Here is a 16,296-nt window from a genome sequence, read left to right as displayed (position 1 = left end):
GAATATGAAGCAATTTTCTATCCGCACCCCGTTCCCCGGCGAAGGCCGGGGTCCAGATGACGCAGAGCAGCGTCAAGGCCCTTGGGCCACGGCCTGCGCCGGGGCGCGCTCATCAACTGATGAGCGTGGCTTCACGCCCTTGAGGCGTTCCGCCGAAAACGGCTTCACGCTTGTCGAACTGATGGTCGTGATCGTCATCATCGGCCTGCTGGCGACTATCGTGGCGATCAACGTCATACCTGCGACGGACACGGCCCGGATCGAGAAGGCCAAGGCCGATATCGCGACGATCGAGCAGGCTTTGGAGCAATATCGGCTCGATAACCTGACCTATCCGGCCGGGTCGGACGGGTTGCAGGCATTGCTCAACCCGCCGGCTTCGCTGGCCCAGCCGCAGCGTTATCGCCGGGGCGGCTATATCAAGAAGCTGCCCGACGATCCCTGGGGCCGCGCCTATCTCTACACCGTGCCGGGCCGCAAGGGCGCGTTCGACATCAGCTCGCTGGGCGCGGACGGCCAGCCGGGCGGCGAGAGCGAAAATGCGGATATCTATTCCAGCGAACTGTAATTCTGCGTTCCGCGGCGGAGGCCGAGGTCCAGAGCGGCTTGCGCGGCGATTCACCCGCTGGGCGCCGGCCTGCGCCGGGGCGCGCTCGCGTGCCGACGAGCGCGGCTTCACGCTGGTCGAACTGATGGTCGTGCTGGCGATCATCGGCTTCATTTCGGCGGCCGTCGTGCTCGCCATCCCCGATCCGCGCGGGCGCGTGATCGAGGATGCCGACCGCTTTGCCGCGCGCGTTGCCGCCGCGCGCGACGAAGCGGTCGTCACTGCGCGGCCGATGGGCCTGTGGGTATCGGCGTCCGGCTATGGCTTTCAGCGCCGCGAAGGTGGCCAGTGGACGCCGCTGGAGGACAAGCCCTTCGTCACCGCAAATTGGAAAGGCGGCACCCGCGCGCTGGTGGGCAAGGATGGGCGCCAGCAAATCGCCTTCGACGGCACGGGCCTTCCGACCGATCCCTTGACCGTGACCCTCGCCCGTGAAGGCGAGCGTGTTTCCGTAACCGTCGATATGGCAGGGAAGGTCATGGTCGGTGGGTAAGACAGGTACATCTCGCCCGACGGACATCATGCTGAAACGATCCGAACTCGGCTTCACCCTGCTTGAAATGCTGGTCGCGCTGGCTGTGTTCAGCCTTGCGGCACTGGCGCTGGTGCGGTTGCAGGGCGTGACGCTGCGCACCGCCGCCGACCTCGACAGCAAGGCGCTGGGCCAGATCGTGGCGCGCAACCTGATGGTGGAGGTGCAGAGCGATCCTGTGCCGCCTTCCATCGGCGAAGAAGGTGGCGATGTCGATAATGGCGGACGCCGTTGGCACTGGAGCCGCACCGTCAAGCCAACCAACGACCAGCGACTGTTGCAGGTCGATCTGACCGTGGATGGTCAGCCCGGCACATCTCCGGTCGTGCTAAGCTTCGTGCGGGTGGTCGAATGATGGCGCGTTCCCAACATCCGTTCGGTGCGAGTTTGTCGGGAAACTTTGCGCCCTCATCCGTTCTCGGCAGGATCGAACCGAACGACGATGCGCGTAAACATGGTTTTACGCCCCATGAGCGCGCCGTCGAACATGGCTTTACTGCCTTTGAGCGTTCGGCCCAACAGGGCTTCACACTGATCGAATTGCTCGTGGCCCTCATGATCTTCGCGATGCTGGCCAGCGCCGGGGTGCTGTTGCTGGGCAATAGTGTGTCGGCGCAGGCGCAGGTCAAGGCGCGGCTGGACGATATGGCGGCGGTGCAGCGGGCAGGGGGCGCGCTGGCGGCCGATCTGGGGCAGGCGGTGCCGCGCATCACCCGGACCCAAGCGGGCACCAATGCGCCGGCCTTCTGGGCGCATGATGATGGCGAAGCGCAGCCGGTGATGCAGTTCGTGCGCGGCGGATGGGACAATCTGGGCGATCTGCCCCGGCCTTCGCTCCAGAAGGTCGAATATTGGGTACGGCAGGGGCGGCTGGAGCGGCGCACCTATGCGCAACTGGACGGTGCGGCGGGCGATGAGCCGGCGGCCTTGCTCGACAATGTCGAGACAGTCGTGCTGCGCTTTCGCGATGCGCAGGGTCGATGGCAGGAGGCGTGGACGCCTAGCCAGCCGGACCTGATGCCCCTTGCGGTCGAGATGATCGTGACGCGCACCGGCGAGCCGCCGGTCATGCTGCGCTTCCTGGTGGCACCCGGTCCGGCGGAAAAGCTGGAGGGGGCGAGCGGTGCCTGATCCGGGCAGGGATAGCGAAAAAGGCGCAGCGCTGCTGACGGTCCTGCTGCTGGTTGCGGTGATGGCGGTGGTGGCGGCGACCGCGCTGGAGCGGCTGGCGCTGGCGACCCGCATGACCGGCAATGGCGGCGCGGTCGATCAGGGGCGGGCCTATGCCGACGCCGGCATGGAGATGGCAAGGCTGCGCATCGCCGACCTTACCGCATCCAATCCGGCGAAGATCACGCTGGCGGGCGGTTGGATGGGCACGCCCCAATCCATTCCGGTCCCCGGTGGCGCGGCGATCGCGCGGGTGACCGATGGCGGCAACTGCTTCAATCTCAATAGCGTCGTCAGCGGCGAAAATGAGGCGAGCCTGAAGGTCCGCCCCATCGGCGTCTTGCAGTTTCAGGGCCTGCTGGAGGCTTTGGGCGTGGACGCGCGGCAAGCGCAGGTCGCCGCCGCGAGCCTGGCCGACTGGATCGACACGGACAGCGTGCCGCAGCCCGGCGGTGCGGAAGACGAGACATATGCGGCGATGGAGCGGCCCTATCGCGCGCCCAACCGCATGATGGTGGACGCCAGCGAATTGCGGGCGGTCAGCGGCATCAGCCCGGCCATCTATGATCTGGCGAAGCCGTGGATTTGCGCGCTGCCGGTCACGACCTTGTCGCCGATCAACATCAATACGCTGTTGCCGCAGCAGGCGCCCCTGTTTGCCATGCTGCTGCCGGGGCAATTGAGCGTCGGTCAGGCGCGGCAACTGCTGGCGCAGCGGCCAGCGGACGGCTACGGCAACACGGTGCAATTCTGGGCGATGCCTTCGCTTGCCGGCCTGTCGCCGGATGCGGAGGTAGGCGCTCAGGTGAAATTGACGACTGGATTTTTCGGAGTGGACGTTTCGGTGGATGTCGGGGGAACGCAGGTGGTGGAGCGGGCGCTGATCGACGCGCGGGAAAGTCCCGCGCGGCTGGTGCGGCGAAGCTGGGGCGCAGGAGCATGAGCAGTCGCGATGCGCTGATCGTCTTTCTGCCGGAGGCGGCGGAGGCTGCGCCACGCTGGATGCGGGTCGTGGATGGCGCGCCGACCCAGTCGGGCGACGGCGCCAACTGGCTGGCGACCTGCGGCCTTGCTGCATTGCCGGAACAGGCGCGCATACTGTTGGTGCCGCCCGCCGCGCTGGTGACGCTGCACTGGATGACGCATCCCGACCTGCCGGTGCGGCAGGGGCGGGCGGCCGCACGGCTGGCGGCGCTGGCCGGTGGATTGATTCCGGCCGACCAGCTATTTGCCGTCGCGAACGCCAATGAAGATCCGGCCCGGCCGCATATCGTCGCCGTGGCGAGCCGCGCCGACATGCAGCATTGGCTGCTGTGGGCGCAGCATCATGGGTTGGACCCGGACATCATCGTGCCCGCGCCCCTGTTGTTGCCAGAGCCGGAGCAAGGCTTCACGCGCGGCTCGATCGGTGGTGAGACGGTATTGCGCGGTATCGACCTGGCGATGACTGCCGACATGGCGCTCCCTGAACTGATCGCGGATGCGCCCGTCGTCGATGTGGCGACGGGGCTGATCGAAGAAAGCGCGATCGCAGCGCTCGATACGCCGCCGCTCGACATGCGGCAGGGCGACTTCGCCAAGCGGGTCCGGCGCGACATGGATGGCAGGACGATCGGCCGGATTGCGGTGTGGAGTGGGCTGATCCTGCTCGTCAGCCTGATGATCGCGCTGATCGGCGTCGCCAAACGGCATATGGAGGCGGGTCGGTTGGACAAGGACAGTCTGGCGCAGGCGCAACAGGTGTTGCCGGGCGCAACCGACGCGGCGCAGGCCTTGGCCGAGATGGAGGGCAAGCTGGCGGCGCGGGGGGCAGGCGGACGCGCCTTTACCGCGCCGACCGCCGCCTTGCTGAGTGCGATGCAGGATGCGCCGGGCGTGGCGCTGACCACCCTGTCGCGCGACCCGGACGGCATGGTGCGCGCCACGCTGGCGGCGGCCAAGGCGGAGGACATCAATATCGTGCTGCTGGCATTGCAGGCGGCCGGCTTCACGATCACGGCGACGCCCTCTCAGGAGCCGGGCGGACGGACGCTGGCAGATATCACGGTGCGGTCATGATGGAACGGATGGCGACATATTGGTCGGAGCGGTCGACCCGCGAACAATGGATGCTGGGCGTGATGTTCGCGCTGCTCGGCATCGTGATCCTGTGGTTCGGCGTGGCGATGCCGCTCGACCGGGCGCAGCGATCCGCGCGCGAAACATTGCTGGCGGCGACCGATCGCAACGCCGCCGTGCGCATGGCGGTGAAGCAGTTGAAAATGCTTCCTCGCGATGCCGCCGCTACCGGTCCGGCTATACCGATCGATCAATTTGTCGGACAGAGTGCGGGTGAAGCCGGGCTGACGCTGGAACGGGCGCAGGCGCAGGGCGGGGACCGGATGGACATCGCCATCGCCACGGTCCGGCCAGTCGCGCTCCTGTCCTGGCTGGCGACGCTGGAGGCGCAGGGGGTCCGGGTCGAAACGATGAGCGCGCGCCCGTCCGCAACGGCTGGCAGCACATCGGTCCAGGCCGTTTTGGTGCGGGGGGCGGGGCGATGATGGGCCTTGTGCTGTCGCGGCGGATGCGGATCGTCCTGCTGCTGGCGCTGTTCTTTGGCCTGTTGCTGTTCCTGCCGATGCGCGTGGCGCTGGGCGTGGCCGGGCTGGAGCGGCTGGGCGTCGCCGCCCGCGAGGTGCGTGGCAGCGTGTGGAGAGGCCGGATCGACCAGCTGATGCTGGGCAATATGCCGCTGGGCAGCGTCCGGGCCGGCCTGTCCCCGATATCGCTGCTCATGGGCCGTGCCCGCTTCGATATTGACCGGACCAAGGGGCTGGCCGACGATATCAGCGGTGCGCTGACGGTCGGTTTCGGTCGGATCGGCGTGGACGATGTGCGCGGCGCGGTGCCGCTGGGGAGAACCTTCGCGCCGCTGCCGGTAGGCAGTCTGATGCTGGAGGATGTCAGCGCTTATTATAGCGGCGATCGCTGCGGCCATGCCGAAGGGCGGGTGCGTGCGCGGATGGCCGGGCAGATTCCGGGCCTGAACCTCAGCCAGGGACTGTCGGGCGTGGTTGCTTGTGATGGCGATGCGCTGTTGCTGCCGCTGGTGAGCCAGTCCGGCATGGAAAAGATCAGCCTGCGCATCTGGCGGTCGGGGCGCTATACCGCAGAAATGCGGATTGAAACCGCCGATCCTGCTCTGTCCGCGACGCTGGGGCAGGCCGGGTTCGCATCGGTTGGTGGCGGACAGGTGCTGAAGGTCGAAGGTACATTGTGATCCAGCCCGTTGCGGCCCTGACCGGCGCAGCCCTCATCGGGGCGTTGGCCGGTGCGATCGCCGGTAGTTTCCTCAGCACCATCGTTCTGCGCTGGCCCCAGGGGCGCGGCATCCTGCGCGGCCGTTCTGCCTGCGATGGGTGCGGCCGCAATTTAGGTGCCCGCGATCTCGTGCCATTGCTCAGTGCGTTGATCCAGCGGGGCCGGTGTCGCGCCTGTGGCGCGCGGATCGACCCTTTGCATGGCCGGATGGAGGCGGCCTGCGCGATCATCGGCGCGCTCGCCATAGGCGGGTTGCCCGAACTGGGCGGTGTCGCCTGGGCCTTGCTTGGCTGGGTGCTGCTGACGCTGGCGATATTGGATTGGCGCCATTTCTGGCTGCCCGACGCGCTGACCCTGCCGCTCGCCTTCATGGGCCTTACCATAGGGATGTGGGCGACGGATGTCAGTTTGCCCGACCGGGTGATCGGCGCGGCGACGGGCTATGGCGCGTTGCTGGCGGTCGCGCTTGGCTACAAGATGTTGCGCGGCCGCGAAGGCTTGGGTCTGGGCGACGCGAAACTGCTCGCTGCGCTGGGCGCCTGGTTCGGCTGGCAGGCCTTGCCCTTCATTCTGCTGATCGCGTCCGTATCGGGCCTGATGGTGATGCTGGTCACCGGGCGGGCGGTAAAAAGCAGCGCCCGCGTACCACTGGGCAGCTTCCTGGCGCTGGCTGCGCTGCCCGCATGGATCATCGTCCTGCGCATATTCTGACGTGAATTGTCGGGGAACGTGACGACCGGAATAAACCCAGGTTAAGTCGCCAGGGGAAAATCGTCAGGTAGGAACATCGAGCGGTGAACAAAGCGCCTTTGGCGCGTTGTGAGGGGGTGGACCGATCCTGTCGGCCAATGCCTCTAACAGTAGTGACGGACCTTGGATGCGCGCAACGTGCGTATCGTAACGACAGAATAGGGTTCGCCGCGCTGCAATCGATCGACATTCAGAAAGGCGACGTTCAAATGGCCAAGGCACCAAAATCCAGCGGGAACACGACCGGCGGCGAAACGCACCAGACGGCCGAAAGCATCGATGCCGCTGTCCTGACGACCAATCATGGCGTGCCGATCTCGGACAATCAGAATTCGCTCAAGAGCGGATCGCGTGGTCCCACCCTGTTGGAGGATTTCGTCCTTCGCGAGAAAATCTTCCACTTCGATCATGAGCGGATCCCGGAGCGTATCGTCCATGCGCGTGGATCGGGTGCCCATGGCGTTTTCGAGGCGACCGACGACATATCCGACCTGTCCAAAGCGGCGGTCTTTTCCAAGGGAGAGAAGACCGAGGTCTTCGTTCGCTTCTCCACCGTGGCGGGCGGCGCAGGGTCGGTCGACACGCCCCGCGATGTGCGCGGCTTTGCCGTCAAATTCTATACGCGCGAAGGCAATTGGGATCTGGTGGGCAACAACATCCCGGTTTTCTTCATCCAGGACGCCATCAAATTTCCGGACCTTGTCCATGCGGTCAAGATGGAGGCCGACCGTGGCTATCCGCAGGCCGGGAGCGCGCACGACACCTTCTGGGATTGGGCATCGCTGATGCCTGAAACCACCCATATGCTGATGTGGGCGATGTCGGACCGCACTTTGCCGCGCTCCTTCCGCACGATGGAAGGGTTCGGCGTCCATACGTTCAAACTGGTTAATGTCAAGGGCGAAGCGCATTTCGTCAAATTCCACTGGAAGCCGCGGCTCGGGCTTCAATCGACCATCTGGGATGAGGCGCTCAAGCTACAGGCGGCCGACAATGACTATCAACGCCGCGACCTGTTCGAGGCGATCGAAGCAGGCGACTTTCCCCAATGGGACCTGGGCATACAGCTGTTCGATCAGGCCTTTGCCGAGGCGCAGCCCTATGACGTGCTCGACGCGACGAAGCTGATCCCGGAAGAAGACGTGCCCGTGCGCCTTATCGGCACGCTGACGCTTAATCGCAATGTCGATAACTTCTTTGCGGAGACCGAGCAGGTGGCGTTTCTGCCCTCCAACGTCCCGCCGGGTATCGATTTTTCCAACGACCCGCTTCTCCAGGGTCGGCTGTTCTCCTACCTCGACACGCAGAATTCGCGGCTCGGCACCACCAATTTCCATCAGATACCGGTCAACGCGCCGCGCTGTCCGTTCGGTAATTTCCAGCGCGACGGGAAAATGCAGACGATGGTGCCGAAGGGCCGCGCCAACTATGAACCCAACAGCCTTGCCGCGCATGGTGAGGAAGGCGGTCCGCGCGAAAGTCCCGATACAGGGTTCGTGACCGCGAACCTGGCGACTGGCCCCGACGAGACCGGCGACAAGCTGCGTGTACGGGCCGAGGCTTTCGCGGATCATTTCAGCCAGGCGCGGTTGTTCTACCGTTCGCAGACGGAAAGTGAGCAGGCCCATATCGCCTCCTCCTTCGTATTCGAACTCTCGAAGGTCGAGCAATTGGATCAGGTACCCGTCCGAATGGTCGCCAATCTGCGCAATGTGGACGAAAATCTTGCCGAGCGGGTTGCCAACGGTCTTGGGATCGCGCTGCCGAAGAAGGCGGAGGCGGCCAAGGAGCCTATCGATATGCCGCCGTCCGACGCGCTTTCGATCCACAAGAACATGAAGGCGACGCTCGAAGGCCGCAAGGTGGGTATCCTGATCGCGGATGGCAGCGATGCGGACGAACTGGCATCGATCGTCGCATCGGTGGAAAAGGCCAAGGGCAAGGCAGTCATCGTCGCGCCCAAGGTTGGCGGCGCGAAACTTTCCGATGGAAAGCAGCAGAAGGCTGATGGTCAGCTTGCTGGTTCGCCAAGCCAGATTTTCGACGCGGTGGCGATCCTGTTGTCGCAGGAAGGTTGCGCCATGCTGCTGAAAGAAGCGGCGGCAGTCGAATTTGTCATGAACGCTTTTGGTCACCTCAAAGCGATCGGCGCAAATGCGACGGCGCAGCCGCTGCTCGACAAGGCAGGTGTGGTAGCCGACGCCGGCGTTACCGGACTTGATAGCGCATTCGTGGAAGCAGCGGCGCTGCGCTTCTATGATCGTGAGCAGTCGGTGCGCATCCTGGCCTGACCCCAGCCATGTAGATCGGCCCGGCCGGAGCTTTGTTGCAAACAGGCTCTGCCGGGCTCGATGTACGGTCGGATTGCCTGCCCAATGTCGATGCCGTCATGAAGCAGGCACGTAGCGCCGGGACGGTCAACACCCTCCAGTCGGTTGCCCCCTCCCTATTTGATTGATGGCTATCGGCGGCTGGGGGCCACCCGCCAGATCGTGTTGGACAGGTCGTCCGCGACGATCAGGGCGCCGTGGACAGGGTCGTAGGTGACGCCGACCGGACGCCCACGTGCATGATCGTCCTTGATGAAGCCAGTCAGGAAGTCCTGCGGCTTGCCAGAGGGGCGACCGTTGGCGAAGGGAACCCAGACGACCTTGTAGCCGGACAAATCCTGCCGGTTCCAGCTGCCATGTTCGCCGATAAAGGCGCCTTGCGCAAAGCTGCGGCCCAAACCGCCGTCGATCGGGAAACTGATGCCTAGCGCTGCGACATGCGATCCCAGCGCATAGTCTGGGCGGATCGCACGGCGGACCATATCGAGTTTTTGCGGACGGACGCGCGGGTCCACATTTTGGCCCCAATAGCTATACGGCCAGCCGTAGAAGGCCCCCGGACGAACCGCCGTCATATAGTCAGGCACCAGTTGCGGGCCGAGTTCATCCCGTTCGTTCACCACGGCCCATAGTCGCCGGGTCCGGGGTTCGACGGCGAGCGCCGTAGGATTGCGGATGCCGGACGCATAGGTGCGGTGCATCCCGCTTTGCCGGTCGATTTCCCAGATGACCGCGCGATCACCCTCTATGCCCATGCCGCGTTCGCCCACGTTGCTGTTGGAGCCGATGCCGACATAGAGTTTCGATCCGTCCGGTCCGGCGGTAAGCGCCTTGGTCCAGTGATGGTTGATGTAGGAGGGCAGCTTGGTCACCTCCACGCCTGGCATGGTGATGCGGGTCATGCCGTCGCGATAGGCAAAGCGCAGCAATGCGTCCTGCGCCGCCACATATATTTGCCCGTCGACATAGGCCAAGCCGTAAGGCGCATTTAGGCCGGTGATGAAGCTGGTGCGCAGTTCAGCATGGCCGTCATTGTCGGCGTCGCGCAGCAAGGTGACACGATTGCCGCCCTTGACCGGCGATTTTCCCATGGCCTTGATATAATTGGCGATGACATCCTTCGGGCGGAGTGCAGGAGCGCCGCCGCCAGCCCCTTCCGCGACCAATATGTCGCCATTGGGCAGCACCAGGGTCTGGCGCGGGATGGCCAGGCCGGTGGCGAGCGCCGTCACGGTGAAACCCGCCGGAGCGGTTGGCTTTTCGCTCCCCCATCCGACCGGCGTCGCGATCTTCATCGGCGGCAGCAATGTCTGCCGCTGATCGGGGAGGTCGGGGCGATCGCCGGTCTGGTCAATGCCCGGTTGGCTGCGGCCACATGCGACAAGCGCAAGCAGGCCGGTGCAGAGAAGAAACTTGCGCATCATCATGGCCGATCCTCCCGATAGCCTGCATGCGCGATCCAGCCGGCGGCAAGGGCAAGGGCGCTGCTCAGGATGGACAGGATCAGGCCGGTCGTGCCGACCGAACTCCAGCCGTCGCGACTATGCTGGAAAGCATTCACAAGGCCGCAAACCCACATGAGGCCGAGCAGCAGCAGATATAGTGCAGAACGCGATCTCGCAGCGCCTCTCGTGCGGACCACTCCGATGATGGCCCAGATCAGCACGATGCCGCCGCCCAGCAAACCGCCGGTAATCAGCCAGGCCGAAAAATTGGTCCACTGGACTTCGGCGCTGTTCAGATAGGTGATGTCGGACAGCAGTGCAGCCGGAAACAGGGCGAGGGGCCACGCAAGCAGCCAGCCGTGCAGCGGGTGAAGCAAGGGCCGGACGCGCGGCGGAGCGCTGGGCAAGAGGGCCTCCTGATCGAATGGATGACAGGAAGGCAATTCGCGGCGCGGCCTTTAGTTTCCTCGCAAAGTCAAATCGGGGTACTTGTTACGAAACAGAAATCATTGAACCGGACGGCCGTTGGCGTGTTCGACCCAGTGACGCGGCCGTTCCGATGCGGCGTGTAGGGGGTAAAGCGAGCACGATGCGCAATCCATGGCTCTGGACGATGATGCTGTCTGGCCTCACCGCCTGCAATGCGGAGCAGTCGACCCTGCACGTCTTCGGTGCCGAAGCGCGGGAAGTTCGGCAGATGGCGCTGATCCTCACCATCGGCGCTGTGGTGATCGTGACGATCATGGTCGCACTTTATCTGCGCGCCGTGCGGGCGCCCGAAGGCAGGATCAGCCATCATGACGGGATGCGGATGGTTCTGTGGCTGGGCGCTATCGGCCCGACCCTGATCCTGGCGGCATTGCTCATCTATGCGCTGCCCGCCATGCGCCCCCGCCCCAGCGGTCCAGACGATCTGGTCGTGCGGGTGGATGGCGAGCAATTCTGGTGGCGGGTCACCTATCGACCCCAGAACGGGGGCGGCGCACTCTTGTCTGCCAATGAAATTCGTATTCCTGTTGGCCGAACAGTCGCATTCGAACTGACTGCGCAGGATGTGATCCACAGTTTCTGGATCCCCGGCCTGGCTGGCAAGATGGACATGATACCGGGGCGTACCAATCGGCTGGTGGTGCAGGCGGAAAAGGCTGGCCGCTATCGTGGCGTGTGCGCGGAATTTTGCGGCCTGTCCCATGCGCTGATGGCCTTCGACGTGATCGCGATGGATGGCCCGGATTTCGATGCCTGGCTGGACCGGAGCAGAGGCGCGAGCCGAGGCGTAGCAGCGTCTCGGGGAGCCGTGCTGTTTGATGCGCATGGGTGTGGTGCCTGCCACACCATTCGCGGGACGACGCAGGCGGCAGGGATCGGACCTGACCTCAGCCGATTTGGCGAGAGGCGGACGTTGGGCGCGGGCATACTCCCGCCAACGCCAGTCAATATCGCCGCCTTCATCCGGTCGCCGCAAAGCGCCAAACCGGGCGCGCGCATGCCCGCCTATCCGCAAATCAGCGCAGCCGACGCCGAGGCGATCGCGCATTATCTCAAGGGGCTAAAATGAGCCTGCACGACCAGGATGATCCCGCACTGCGCGCCGCGCAGGAAGAAAGGCTGCGCGCCGTATGGGCGCCGCCCAAGGGGCTGTTCCTCCGCTGGACCGACTGCAACAATAATCGCGTAGGCGTCTGGTATGTGCTGACCGCCTTCGGCTTCATGCTGTTCGCTGGCGTGCTCGCGCTCATCATGCGCACCCAGCTTGCAGTGCCGGACAATGACCTGGTGAGCGCCAACAGCTTCAACCAGTTGTTCACGCTGCACGGTTCGATGATGATGTTTCTGTTCGCCGTGCCGATGTTCGAAGCGGTATCCATCATACTGCTGCCGCAGTTGCTGGGCGCGCGCGACCTGCCGTTCCCGCGTCTGTCCGCCTTCGGCTACTGGTCCTTCCTCATCGGAGGCCTGTTCGTCGGCGGCTCCATATTCTTCAACGCCGCGCCGGACGGCGGCTGGTTCATGTATCCGCCGCTGACCACCCGCACCGACCTGTCGGGACTTGGCGCGGATATATGGATGCTGGGCCTGTCCTTTATCGAGGTATCGTCCGTCGCCGCGGCGGTCGAACTGATCGTCGGCGTGCTCAAGTGCCGGCCGCCGGGAATGCGACTCAATCTCATGCCGCTCTATGCCTGGTATATCCTGGTCGTTGCGGTGATGATCCTGTTCGCCTTTCCGCCATTGATCGCGGGCGACATATTGTTCGAGATGGAGAGGCTACTTGGCTGGCCTTTCTTTGACGCGAACCGGGGCGGAGATCCGTTGCTGTGGCAGCATCTCTTCTGGATATTCGGGCATCCCGAAGTTTACATCATCTTCCTGCCGTCGATCGCGCTGTTTGCGATGCTGGTGCCGACCTTCGCCAACCGGCACCTGCTGGGCTACCCCTGGATCGTCCTGGCGGCCGTGGGAACAGCCTTCCTGTCGTTCGGTCTGTGGGTACACCATATGTTTACGACAGGCCTGCCCAAGATCAGCCTTGCCTTCTTCTCCGCCGCTTCGGAAGCGGTGGCGATCCCAACCGGGGTCCAGATTTTCGTGTTCATCGCCACGCTTTGGGCCGGGCGTGTCACATGGTCGACACCCTTGCTCTATGCCACCGGGAGCCTCGCCATCTTCGTGATCGGCGGCCTTACGGGCGTGATGGTAGCCGTCGCCCCTTTCGACTGGCAGGCGCATGACAGCTATTTCATCGTCGCTCACCTCCATTATGTGCTGATCGGCGGGACGCTGATGCCACTGTTCGCGGGCCTTTATTATTATTGGCCGCTGATAACAGGGAAGAAGCTGTCCGATCGGCTCGGCCGGATCGCCTTCTGGATGCTGTTCGTCGGCGCGAACGTCACCTTCTTTCCCATGCACCTGTCGGGTCTGATGGGCATGCCGCGCCGCGTCTTCACCTATCCGGCTGAACTGGGCCTCGGCAGCCTCAACATGATCTCGACTGCCGGGGCGTATCTGTTCGCGGCCGGTGTCGCGATCATCTGCGTCGATCTGTGCCTGTCGCCGCGCCGGGCCAAGGCCGTCCGCAACCCGTGGAACGCAGGCACGCTCGAATGGTTGGCCCATCCCGATGACGAGGATTGGGGCATCCGGTCGGTGCCGCTGATCGAAAGCCGCTATCCCATATGGGACCAGAGTGATTTCGTGAAGAAAGTGGACGAAGGGCGTTTCTTCCTGCCCGATGCGGAGGAAGGGCGGCGGGAAACCATCGTGACGACGGTGCTGGACGCCCGGCCGCTGGCCGTGATCCGGCTCGGCACGCCCAGCGTCAAGCCGATGTTGACGGCGATCGCGCTGGGTGGCGTGTTCATCCTGACCACCTATCATCTCTATTGGGCGGCGCTGGTCTGCGGGGTGGCGACTTTGGCCTGCACGCTCTGGTGGCTGTGGACCGGAACGGCGGAGAAACCCGAAAAGTCGTGCAAGCCCATCGGCCATGGCATCGAATTGCCGCTTTATCTTTCCGGCCCTTCGGCGCCCGGCTGGTGGGCGATGTTCATTACCATGATGGCCGATGCGACCGCCTTTTCCGGCCTCGTCTTTGGCTATTTCTTCTTCTGGACGCGCCACGCCGATTTCCCGCCTGCGGGAATGGCGGATGGGCCGGGCATGATGTGGCCGATGATCGCGCTGATGGTCGGGGTGGCCGGATGGCTGGCGACGATCGCTGCGCGGGAATTGCATGCGCGGGGCGCGGTGGCGATTGCACGTGCGTTGCTGTGTCTTGGCATCATGCTGAGCATCGCCGGGGTGGGCGCCGGGCTGGCGGGACCGTGGACCAGCGACCTGGACCCGCAGGCGCACAGCTATCCCGCGATTGTGTGGACGCTGGCGATCTGGACAAGCGCTCATGCGGGCATAGCGGCGATCATGCAGGGCTATGCGTTGGCGCGCAGTCTGGCAGGCAGGATGGATCCGCAGCATGACGCCGACCTGCGCAACATCAGCGTCTATATGCATTTCTACGCCCTAACCGCCGTCGTCACCTACGCCACCATCGGCCTTTTCCCGGAGGTGGCATGACCAAGCGCGGCAAATGGCACGAGCGGCTGAAGGTCACGCTCTGGACGTTGATCGTTCCGCCAACCATCTGGGCCGGGCATTTCCTGATGGCCTATCTGTGGGCCGCGATTTCCTGTGCGAAGGCGGGCGCATTCGCGACCTTCCCGACATTGTTCGTCATCGGCACGCTGGTCGCGCTGACCCTGATCGGCCTGTCGGGCTGGATCGCCTGGATGCAGGGGCGCATGCCCGGCGGCAGCGTGCCGCATGAAGATTCGACCGATATCGACCGGCTGCGTTTTCTGGCCAAGTCGACATTGCTGCTCGCTGGACTGAGTTTCATCGGCGTCCTCTTCACGGCCATTCCGGTCCTTTTCCTGCGGGATTGCCTGTGACGCGCGCCATACTCATCGCCGGGGTCGGCCTTTTGCCTATTGGATGGCTGCTCGCGGCATTGCCGCTGGGTATGATCGGCCATATGGCGGGGCATATGATCGCCGTGGCGGTCGCCGCGCCGCTGATCGCGCTGGGTTTGACAGGAACTGCCGCCGATCCCGCCCGCCGCTGGCCCCGCATCGTGACGCCGATGGCGATGATGCTGGTCGAACTGCTGGTCGTGTGGCTGTGGCACTTGCCCGCGATGCGCGGGGCGGCACAGTTCGTCCCGATATTGGTCGCTGAACAGTTGAGCTTTCTGGCTGCCGGGCTGCTACTCTGGTCCTCCGTATGTCATGCACCGCAGCGCATGGCAGGCATAGGCGCGCTGTTGCTGACATCAATGCACATGACGTTGCTGGGCGTCCTGATCGGCCTTGCCCCCCGGCCGCTTTATCAATTGGGCCATCACGGTCCCGCAGGGATGCACCCGCTGATCGACCAGCAACTGGGCGGGGTCGTCATGCTGCTGCTGGGCGCTGCCAGCTATTTCATCGGCGGTCTGGTGCTGCTCGCCAGCCTCCTTCGTCAGCGGAGCATGATATGACCATCCGCATTACCTGGATGCGCGCCGTCGTCGCGCTGATTGGCTTGGGACTTTCCGCCATGCTGTTCGCCTGGTCGGGCGTGATGCAGATTTCCGCGTCGTCCGGACATTGGCACATTACCGACTGGTTTCTCCACTGGGTTATGCGCAATTCGGTGCGGACCTATTCGACCTTTCAGGCGCCCGAGGATGCACTGGACGAAAGCGGGCTGGTCAGCGCAGCAGGGCATTTTCGGCAAGCCTGCCAGGTCTGCCATGGCGCGCCGGGCGTCCGTCCGTCGCCCGTCATGCAGAAGGCCACGCCACCGGCCCCCGACCTTTCGAAAACAGCGGGAGAATGGCGGGATCGCGAATTGTTCTGGATCATCCGTCATGGTGTGAAATTCACCGGGATGCCCGCTTGGGCTGCACCCGACCGTCCGGACGAGGTGCGCCGAATGACCGCTTTTGTGCGTCGCCTGCCGGGCATGACGGCGCAGCAATATCGCGCGCTTACGCAAGAAGCGGATGAAAAGCGCATAGCCGGCATCGCGCCTGCTACGCTGGCGGCCTGCACCGGGTGCCATGGCACGGATGGGCGAGGGCGCGGCCAGCCCGATATTCCGGTGCTGGGCGGGCAGGATCCCGCCTATCTGCTGACGAGCCTGCGCCGCTATGCGTCGGGCGAACGATCAAGCGCCGTCATGCAGGCGGCGGCCGCCACCTTGAGTGAGGCCGAAATGGAGAAGCTCGCCAGCCATTTCGCCGCCATGCCGGGACTGGAGGCAAAGGCCATGTTGTCGCAACTCCCGTCACTCAAGGACAAGGCGGGCTTGCCGATCCCGGCGTGCCGAAATTGCCATGCGTCCGGCAAGGAGGGACCGGTGCTGGCCGGCCAGAAAGCATCCTACGTCGCGGCGCGCCTGAAGGGCTGGCAGCATAGCCCCGCCATTGTCGATGCGCGCCAGTCTCCTGAAACCATGGCGATGATCGCCCGGCGCATCCAGGCTGACCGGATAGAGGCGCTGGCAGCTTCCGTCGCAAATTCGGGCGCCAATATTAATGTTGCGGCCAACAGCGGATCTGCGCGAGAGGATGGGAACTGATCAAAATTCAGGCGCGCAAAGTGCAAATATCCGCCT

The 16,296-nt window shown here is 64.3% G+C and carries 17 protein-coding genes; 15 read left to right on the top strand and 2 right to left on the bottom strand.

Annotated features, from left to right (window positions below):
• Nucleotides 1-4: 4 nt before the first annotated feature.
• From gspG to AC07UX_RS05435, 10 genes are all read left to right on the top strand, one after another.
• Nucleotides 5-568: a type II secretion system major pseudopilin GspG gene (gspG, locus tag AC07UX_RS05480; RefSeq protein WP_495190949.1), complete on the top strand. Its 564-nt coding sequence runs from the start codon at nt 5-7 to the stop codon at nt 566-568.
• On the top strand, nt 540-1,100 hold the full coding sequence (locus tag AC07UX_RS05475) for a GspH/FimT family pseudopilin (RefSeq protein ID WP_495190948.1): 561 nt from the start codon (nt 540-542) through the stop codon (nt 1,098-1,100). Before gspG ends, AC07UX_RS05475 begins: the two co-directional genes overlap by 29 nt.
• 28 nt (nt 1,101-1,128) lie before the next feature.
• Entirely contained in the window at nt 1,129-1,494 is a 366-nt protein-coding gene (gene gspI / locus AC07UX_RS05470) for a type II secretion system minor pseudopilin GspI (RefSeq protein ID WP_495190947.1), read from the top strand.
• A 71-nt stretch (nt 1,495-1,565) separates the two neighbouring features.
• Nucleotides 1,566-2,270 carry a type II secretion system minor pseudopilin GspJ gene (gspJ, locus tag AC07UX_RS05465; protein WP_495191798.1) on the top strand — a complete coding sequence of 235 codons (705 nt, stop codon included), beginning with the start codon at nt 1,566-1,568 and terminating at the stop codon, nt 2,268-2,270.
• Nucleotides 2,263-3,252, top strand: coding sequence for a type II secretion system minor pseudopilin GspK (gene gspK / locus AC07UX_RS05460; RefSeq protein WP_495190946.1), 990 nt, complete (start codon nt 2,263-2,265; stop codon nt 3,250-3,252). Before gspJ ends, gspK begins: the two co-directional genes overlap by 8 nt.
• Nucleotides 3,249-4,367, top strand: a complete 1,119-nt coding sequence (gene gspL, locus AC07UX_RS05455) for a type II secretion system protein GspL (protein ID WP_495190945.1) — start codon at nt 3,249-3,251, stop codon at nt 4,365-4,367. The genes gspK and gspL overlap by 4 nt, the downstream gene beginning before the upstream one ends.
• On the top strand, nt 4,364-4,852 hold the full coding sequence (locus AC07UX_RS05450) for a type II secretion system protein M (protein ID WP_495190944.1): 489 nt from the start codon (nt 4,364-4,366) through the stop codon (nt 4,850-4,852). The genes gspL and AC07UX_RS05450 overlap by 4 nt, the downstream gene beginning before the upstream one ends.
• Complete coding sequence (gene gspN / locus AC07UX_RS05445; protein WP_495190943.1) at nt 4,849-5,571, top strand: type II secretion system protein N; 723 nt, start codon at nt 4,849-4,851, stop codon at nt 5,569-5,571. The genes AC07UX_RS05450 and gspN overlap by 4 nt, the downstream gene beginning before the upstream one ends.
• A complete protein-coding gene (locus tag AC07UX_RS05440; protein WP_495190942.1) occupies nt 5,568-6,323 on the top strand; it encodes a prepilin peptidase in 756 nt (251 codons plus the stop codon). Before gspN ends, AC07UX_RS05440 begins: the two co-directional genes overlap by 4 nt.
• Nucleotides 6,324-6,571: 248 nt before the next feature.
• The gene (locus AC07UX_RS05435; RefSeq protein ID WP_495190941.1) at nt 6,572-8,653 is read left to right on the top strand and encodes a catalase; all 2,082 of its coding nucleotides are present in this window, start codon (nt 6,572-6,574) and stop codon (nt 8,651-8,653) included.
• Nucleotides 8,654-8,823: 170 nt separating this feature from the next.
• Here AC07UX_RS05435 and AC07UX_RS05430 read toward each other — a convergent pair whose 3' ends face one another.
• Both AC07UX_RS05430 and AC07UX_RS05425 read right to left on the bottom strand, forming a co-directional pair.
• A complete protein-coding gene (locus AC07UX_RS05430) occupies nt 8,824-10,119 on the bottom strand; it encodes a PQQ-dependent sugar dehydrogenase (protein ID WP_495190940.1) in 1,296 nt (431 codons plus the stop codon).
• Nucleotides 10,116-10,544, bottom strand: coding sequence for a DUF2231 domain-containing protein (locus AC07UX_RS05425; RefSeq protein ID WP_495190939.1), 429 nt, complete (start codon nt 10,542-10,544; stop codon nt 10,116-10,118). Before AC07UX_RS05425 ends, AC07UX_RS05430 begins: the two co-directional genes overlap by 4 nt.
• Before the next feature lie 182 nt (nt 10,545-10,726).
• Between AC07UX_RS05425 and coxB the strand changes: the two genes are divergently transcribed.
• Genes coxB through AC07UX_RS05400 form a run of 5 tightly spaced genes read left to right on the top strand, consistent with a single transcriptional unit; the run spans nt 10,727 to nt 16,260 of the window.
• On the top strand, nt 10,727-11,695 hold the full coding sequence (gene coxB / locus AC07UX_RS05420) for a cytochrome c oxidase subunit II (RefSeq protein WP_495190938.1): 969 nt from the start codon (nt 10,727-10,729) through the stop codon (nt 11,693-11,695).
• Nucleotides 11,692-14,214, top strand: coding sequence for a cytochrome c oxidase subunit I (gene ctaD / locus AC07UX_RS05415; protein ID WP_495190937.1), 2,523 nt, complete (start codon nt 11,692-11,694; stop codon nt 14,212-14,214). Before coxB ends, ctaD begins: the two co-directional genes overlap by 4 nt.
• Nucleotides 14,211-14,588: a hypothetical protein gene (locus tag AC07UX_RS05410; RefSeq protein ID WP_495190936.1), complete on the top strand. Its 378-nt coding sequence runs from the start codon at nt 14,211-14,213 to the stop codon at nt 14,586-14,588. Before ctaD ends, AC07UX_RS05410 begins: the two co-directional genes overlap by 4 nt.
• Nucleotides 14,585-15,175, top strand: a complete 591-nt coding sequence (locus AC07UX_RS05405) for a cytochrome c oxidase assembly protein (protein ID WP_495190935.1) — start codon at nt 14,585-14,587, stop codon at nt 15,173-15,175. The genes AC07UX_RS05410 and AC07UX_RS05405 overlap by 4 nt, the downstream gene beginning before the upstream one ends.
• Nucleotides 15,172-16,260 carry a c-type cytochrome gene (locus AC07UX_RS05400; RefSeq protein WP_495190934.1) on the top strand — a complete coding sequence of 363 codons (1,089 nt, stop codon included), beginning with the start codon at nt 15,172-15,174 and terminating at the stop codon, nt 16,258-16,260. Before AC07UX_RS05405 ends, AC07UX_RS05400 begins: the two co-directional genes overlap by 4 nt.
• Nucleotides 16,261-16,296 lie beyond the last annotated feature (36 nt).

It is taken from the genome of Sphingobium sp. GW821-FHT02B05 (assembly GCF_059421905.1).
Note: the sequence above shows the minus strand (reverse complement) of the source record. Positions and strands in the feature narration are given on the sequence as shown.

What these genes read in the sequence shown, in the direction of transcription:
- AC07UX_RS05435 (WP_495190941.1), top strand. Translation starts at nt 6,572, where the DNA reads ATGGCCAAGGCACCAAAATCCAGCGGGAACACGACCGGCGGCGAAACG.
- gspI (WP_495190947.1), top strand. Translation starts at nt 1,129, where the DNA reads ATGCTGAAACGATCCGAACTCGGCTTCACCCTGCTTGAAATGCTGGTC.
- AC07UX_RS05400 (WP_495190934.1), top strand. Translation starts at nt 15,172, where the DNA reads ATGACCATCCGCATTACCTGGATGCGCGCCGTCGTCGCGCTGATTGGC.
- AC07UX_RS05430 (WP_495190940.1), bottom strand. Translation starts at nt 10,119, where the DNA reads ATGATGATGCGCAAGTTTCTTCTCTGCACCGGCCTGCTTGCGCTTGTC.
- gspL (WP_495190945.1), top strand. Translation starts at nt 3,249, where the DNA reads ATGAGCAGTCGCGATGCGCTGATCGTCTTTCTGCCGGAGGCGGCGGAG.
- gspN (WP_495190943.1), top strand. Translation starts at nt 4,849, where the DNA reads ATGATGGGCCTTGTGCTGTCGCGGCGGATGCGGATCGTCCTGCTGCTG.
- AC07UX_RS05450 (WP_495190944.1), top strand. Translation starts at nt 4,364, where the DNA reads ATGATGGAACGGATGGCGACATATTGGTCGGAGCGGTCGACCCGCGAA.
- coxB (WP_495190938.1), top strand. Translation starts at nt 10,727, where the DNA reads ATGCGCAATCCATGGCTCTGGACGATGATGCTGTCTGGCCTCACCGCC.
- ctaD (WP_495190937.1), top strand. Translation starts at nt 11,692, where the DNA reads ATGAGCCTGCACGACCAGGATGATCCCGCACTGCGCGCCGCGCAGGAA.
- AC07UX_RS05475 (WP_495190948.1), top strand. Translation starts at nt 540, where the DNA reads ATGCGGATATCTATTCCAGCGAACTGTAATTCTGCGTTCCGCGGCGGA.
- AC07UX_RS05410 (WP_495190936.1), top strand. Translation starts at nt 14,211, where the DNA reads ATGACCAAGCGCGGCAAATGGCACGAGCGGCTGAAGGTCACGCTCTGG.
- gspG (WP_495190949.1), top strand. Translation starts at nt 5, where the DNA reads ATGAAGCAATTTTCTATCCGCACCCCGTTCCCCGGCGAAGGCCGGGGT.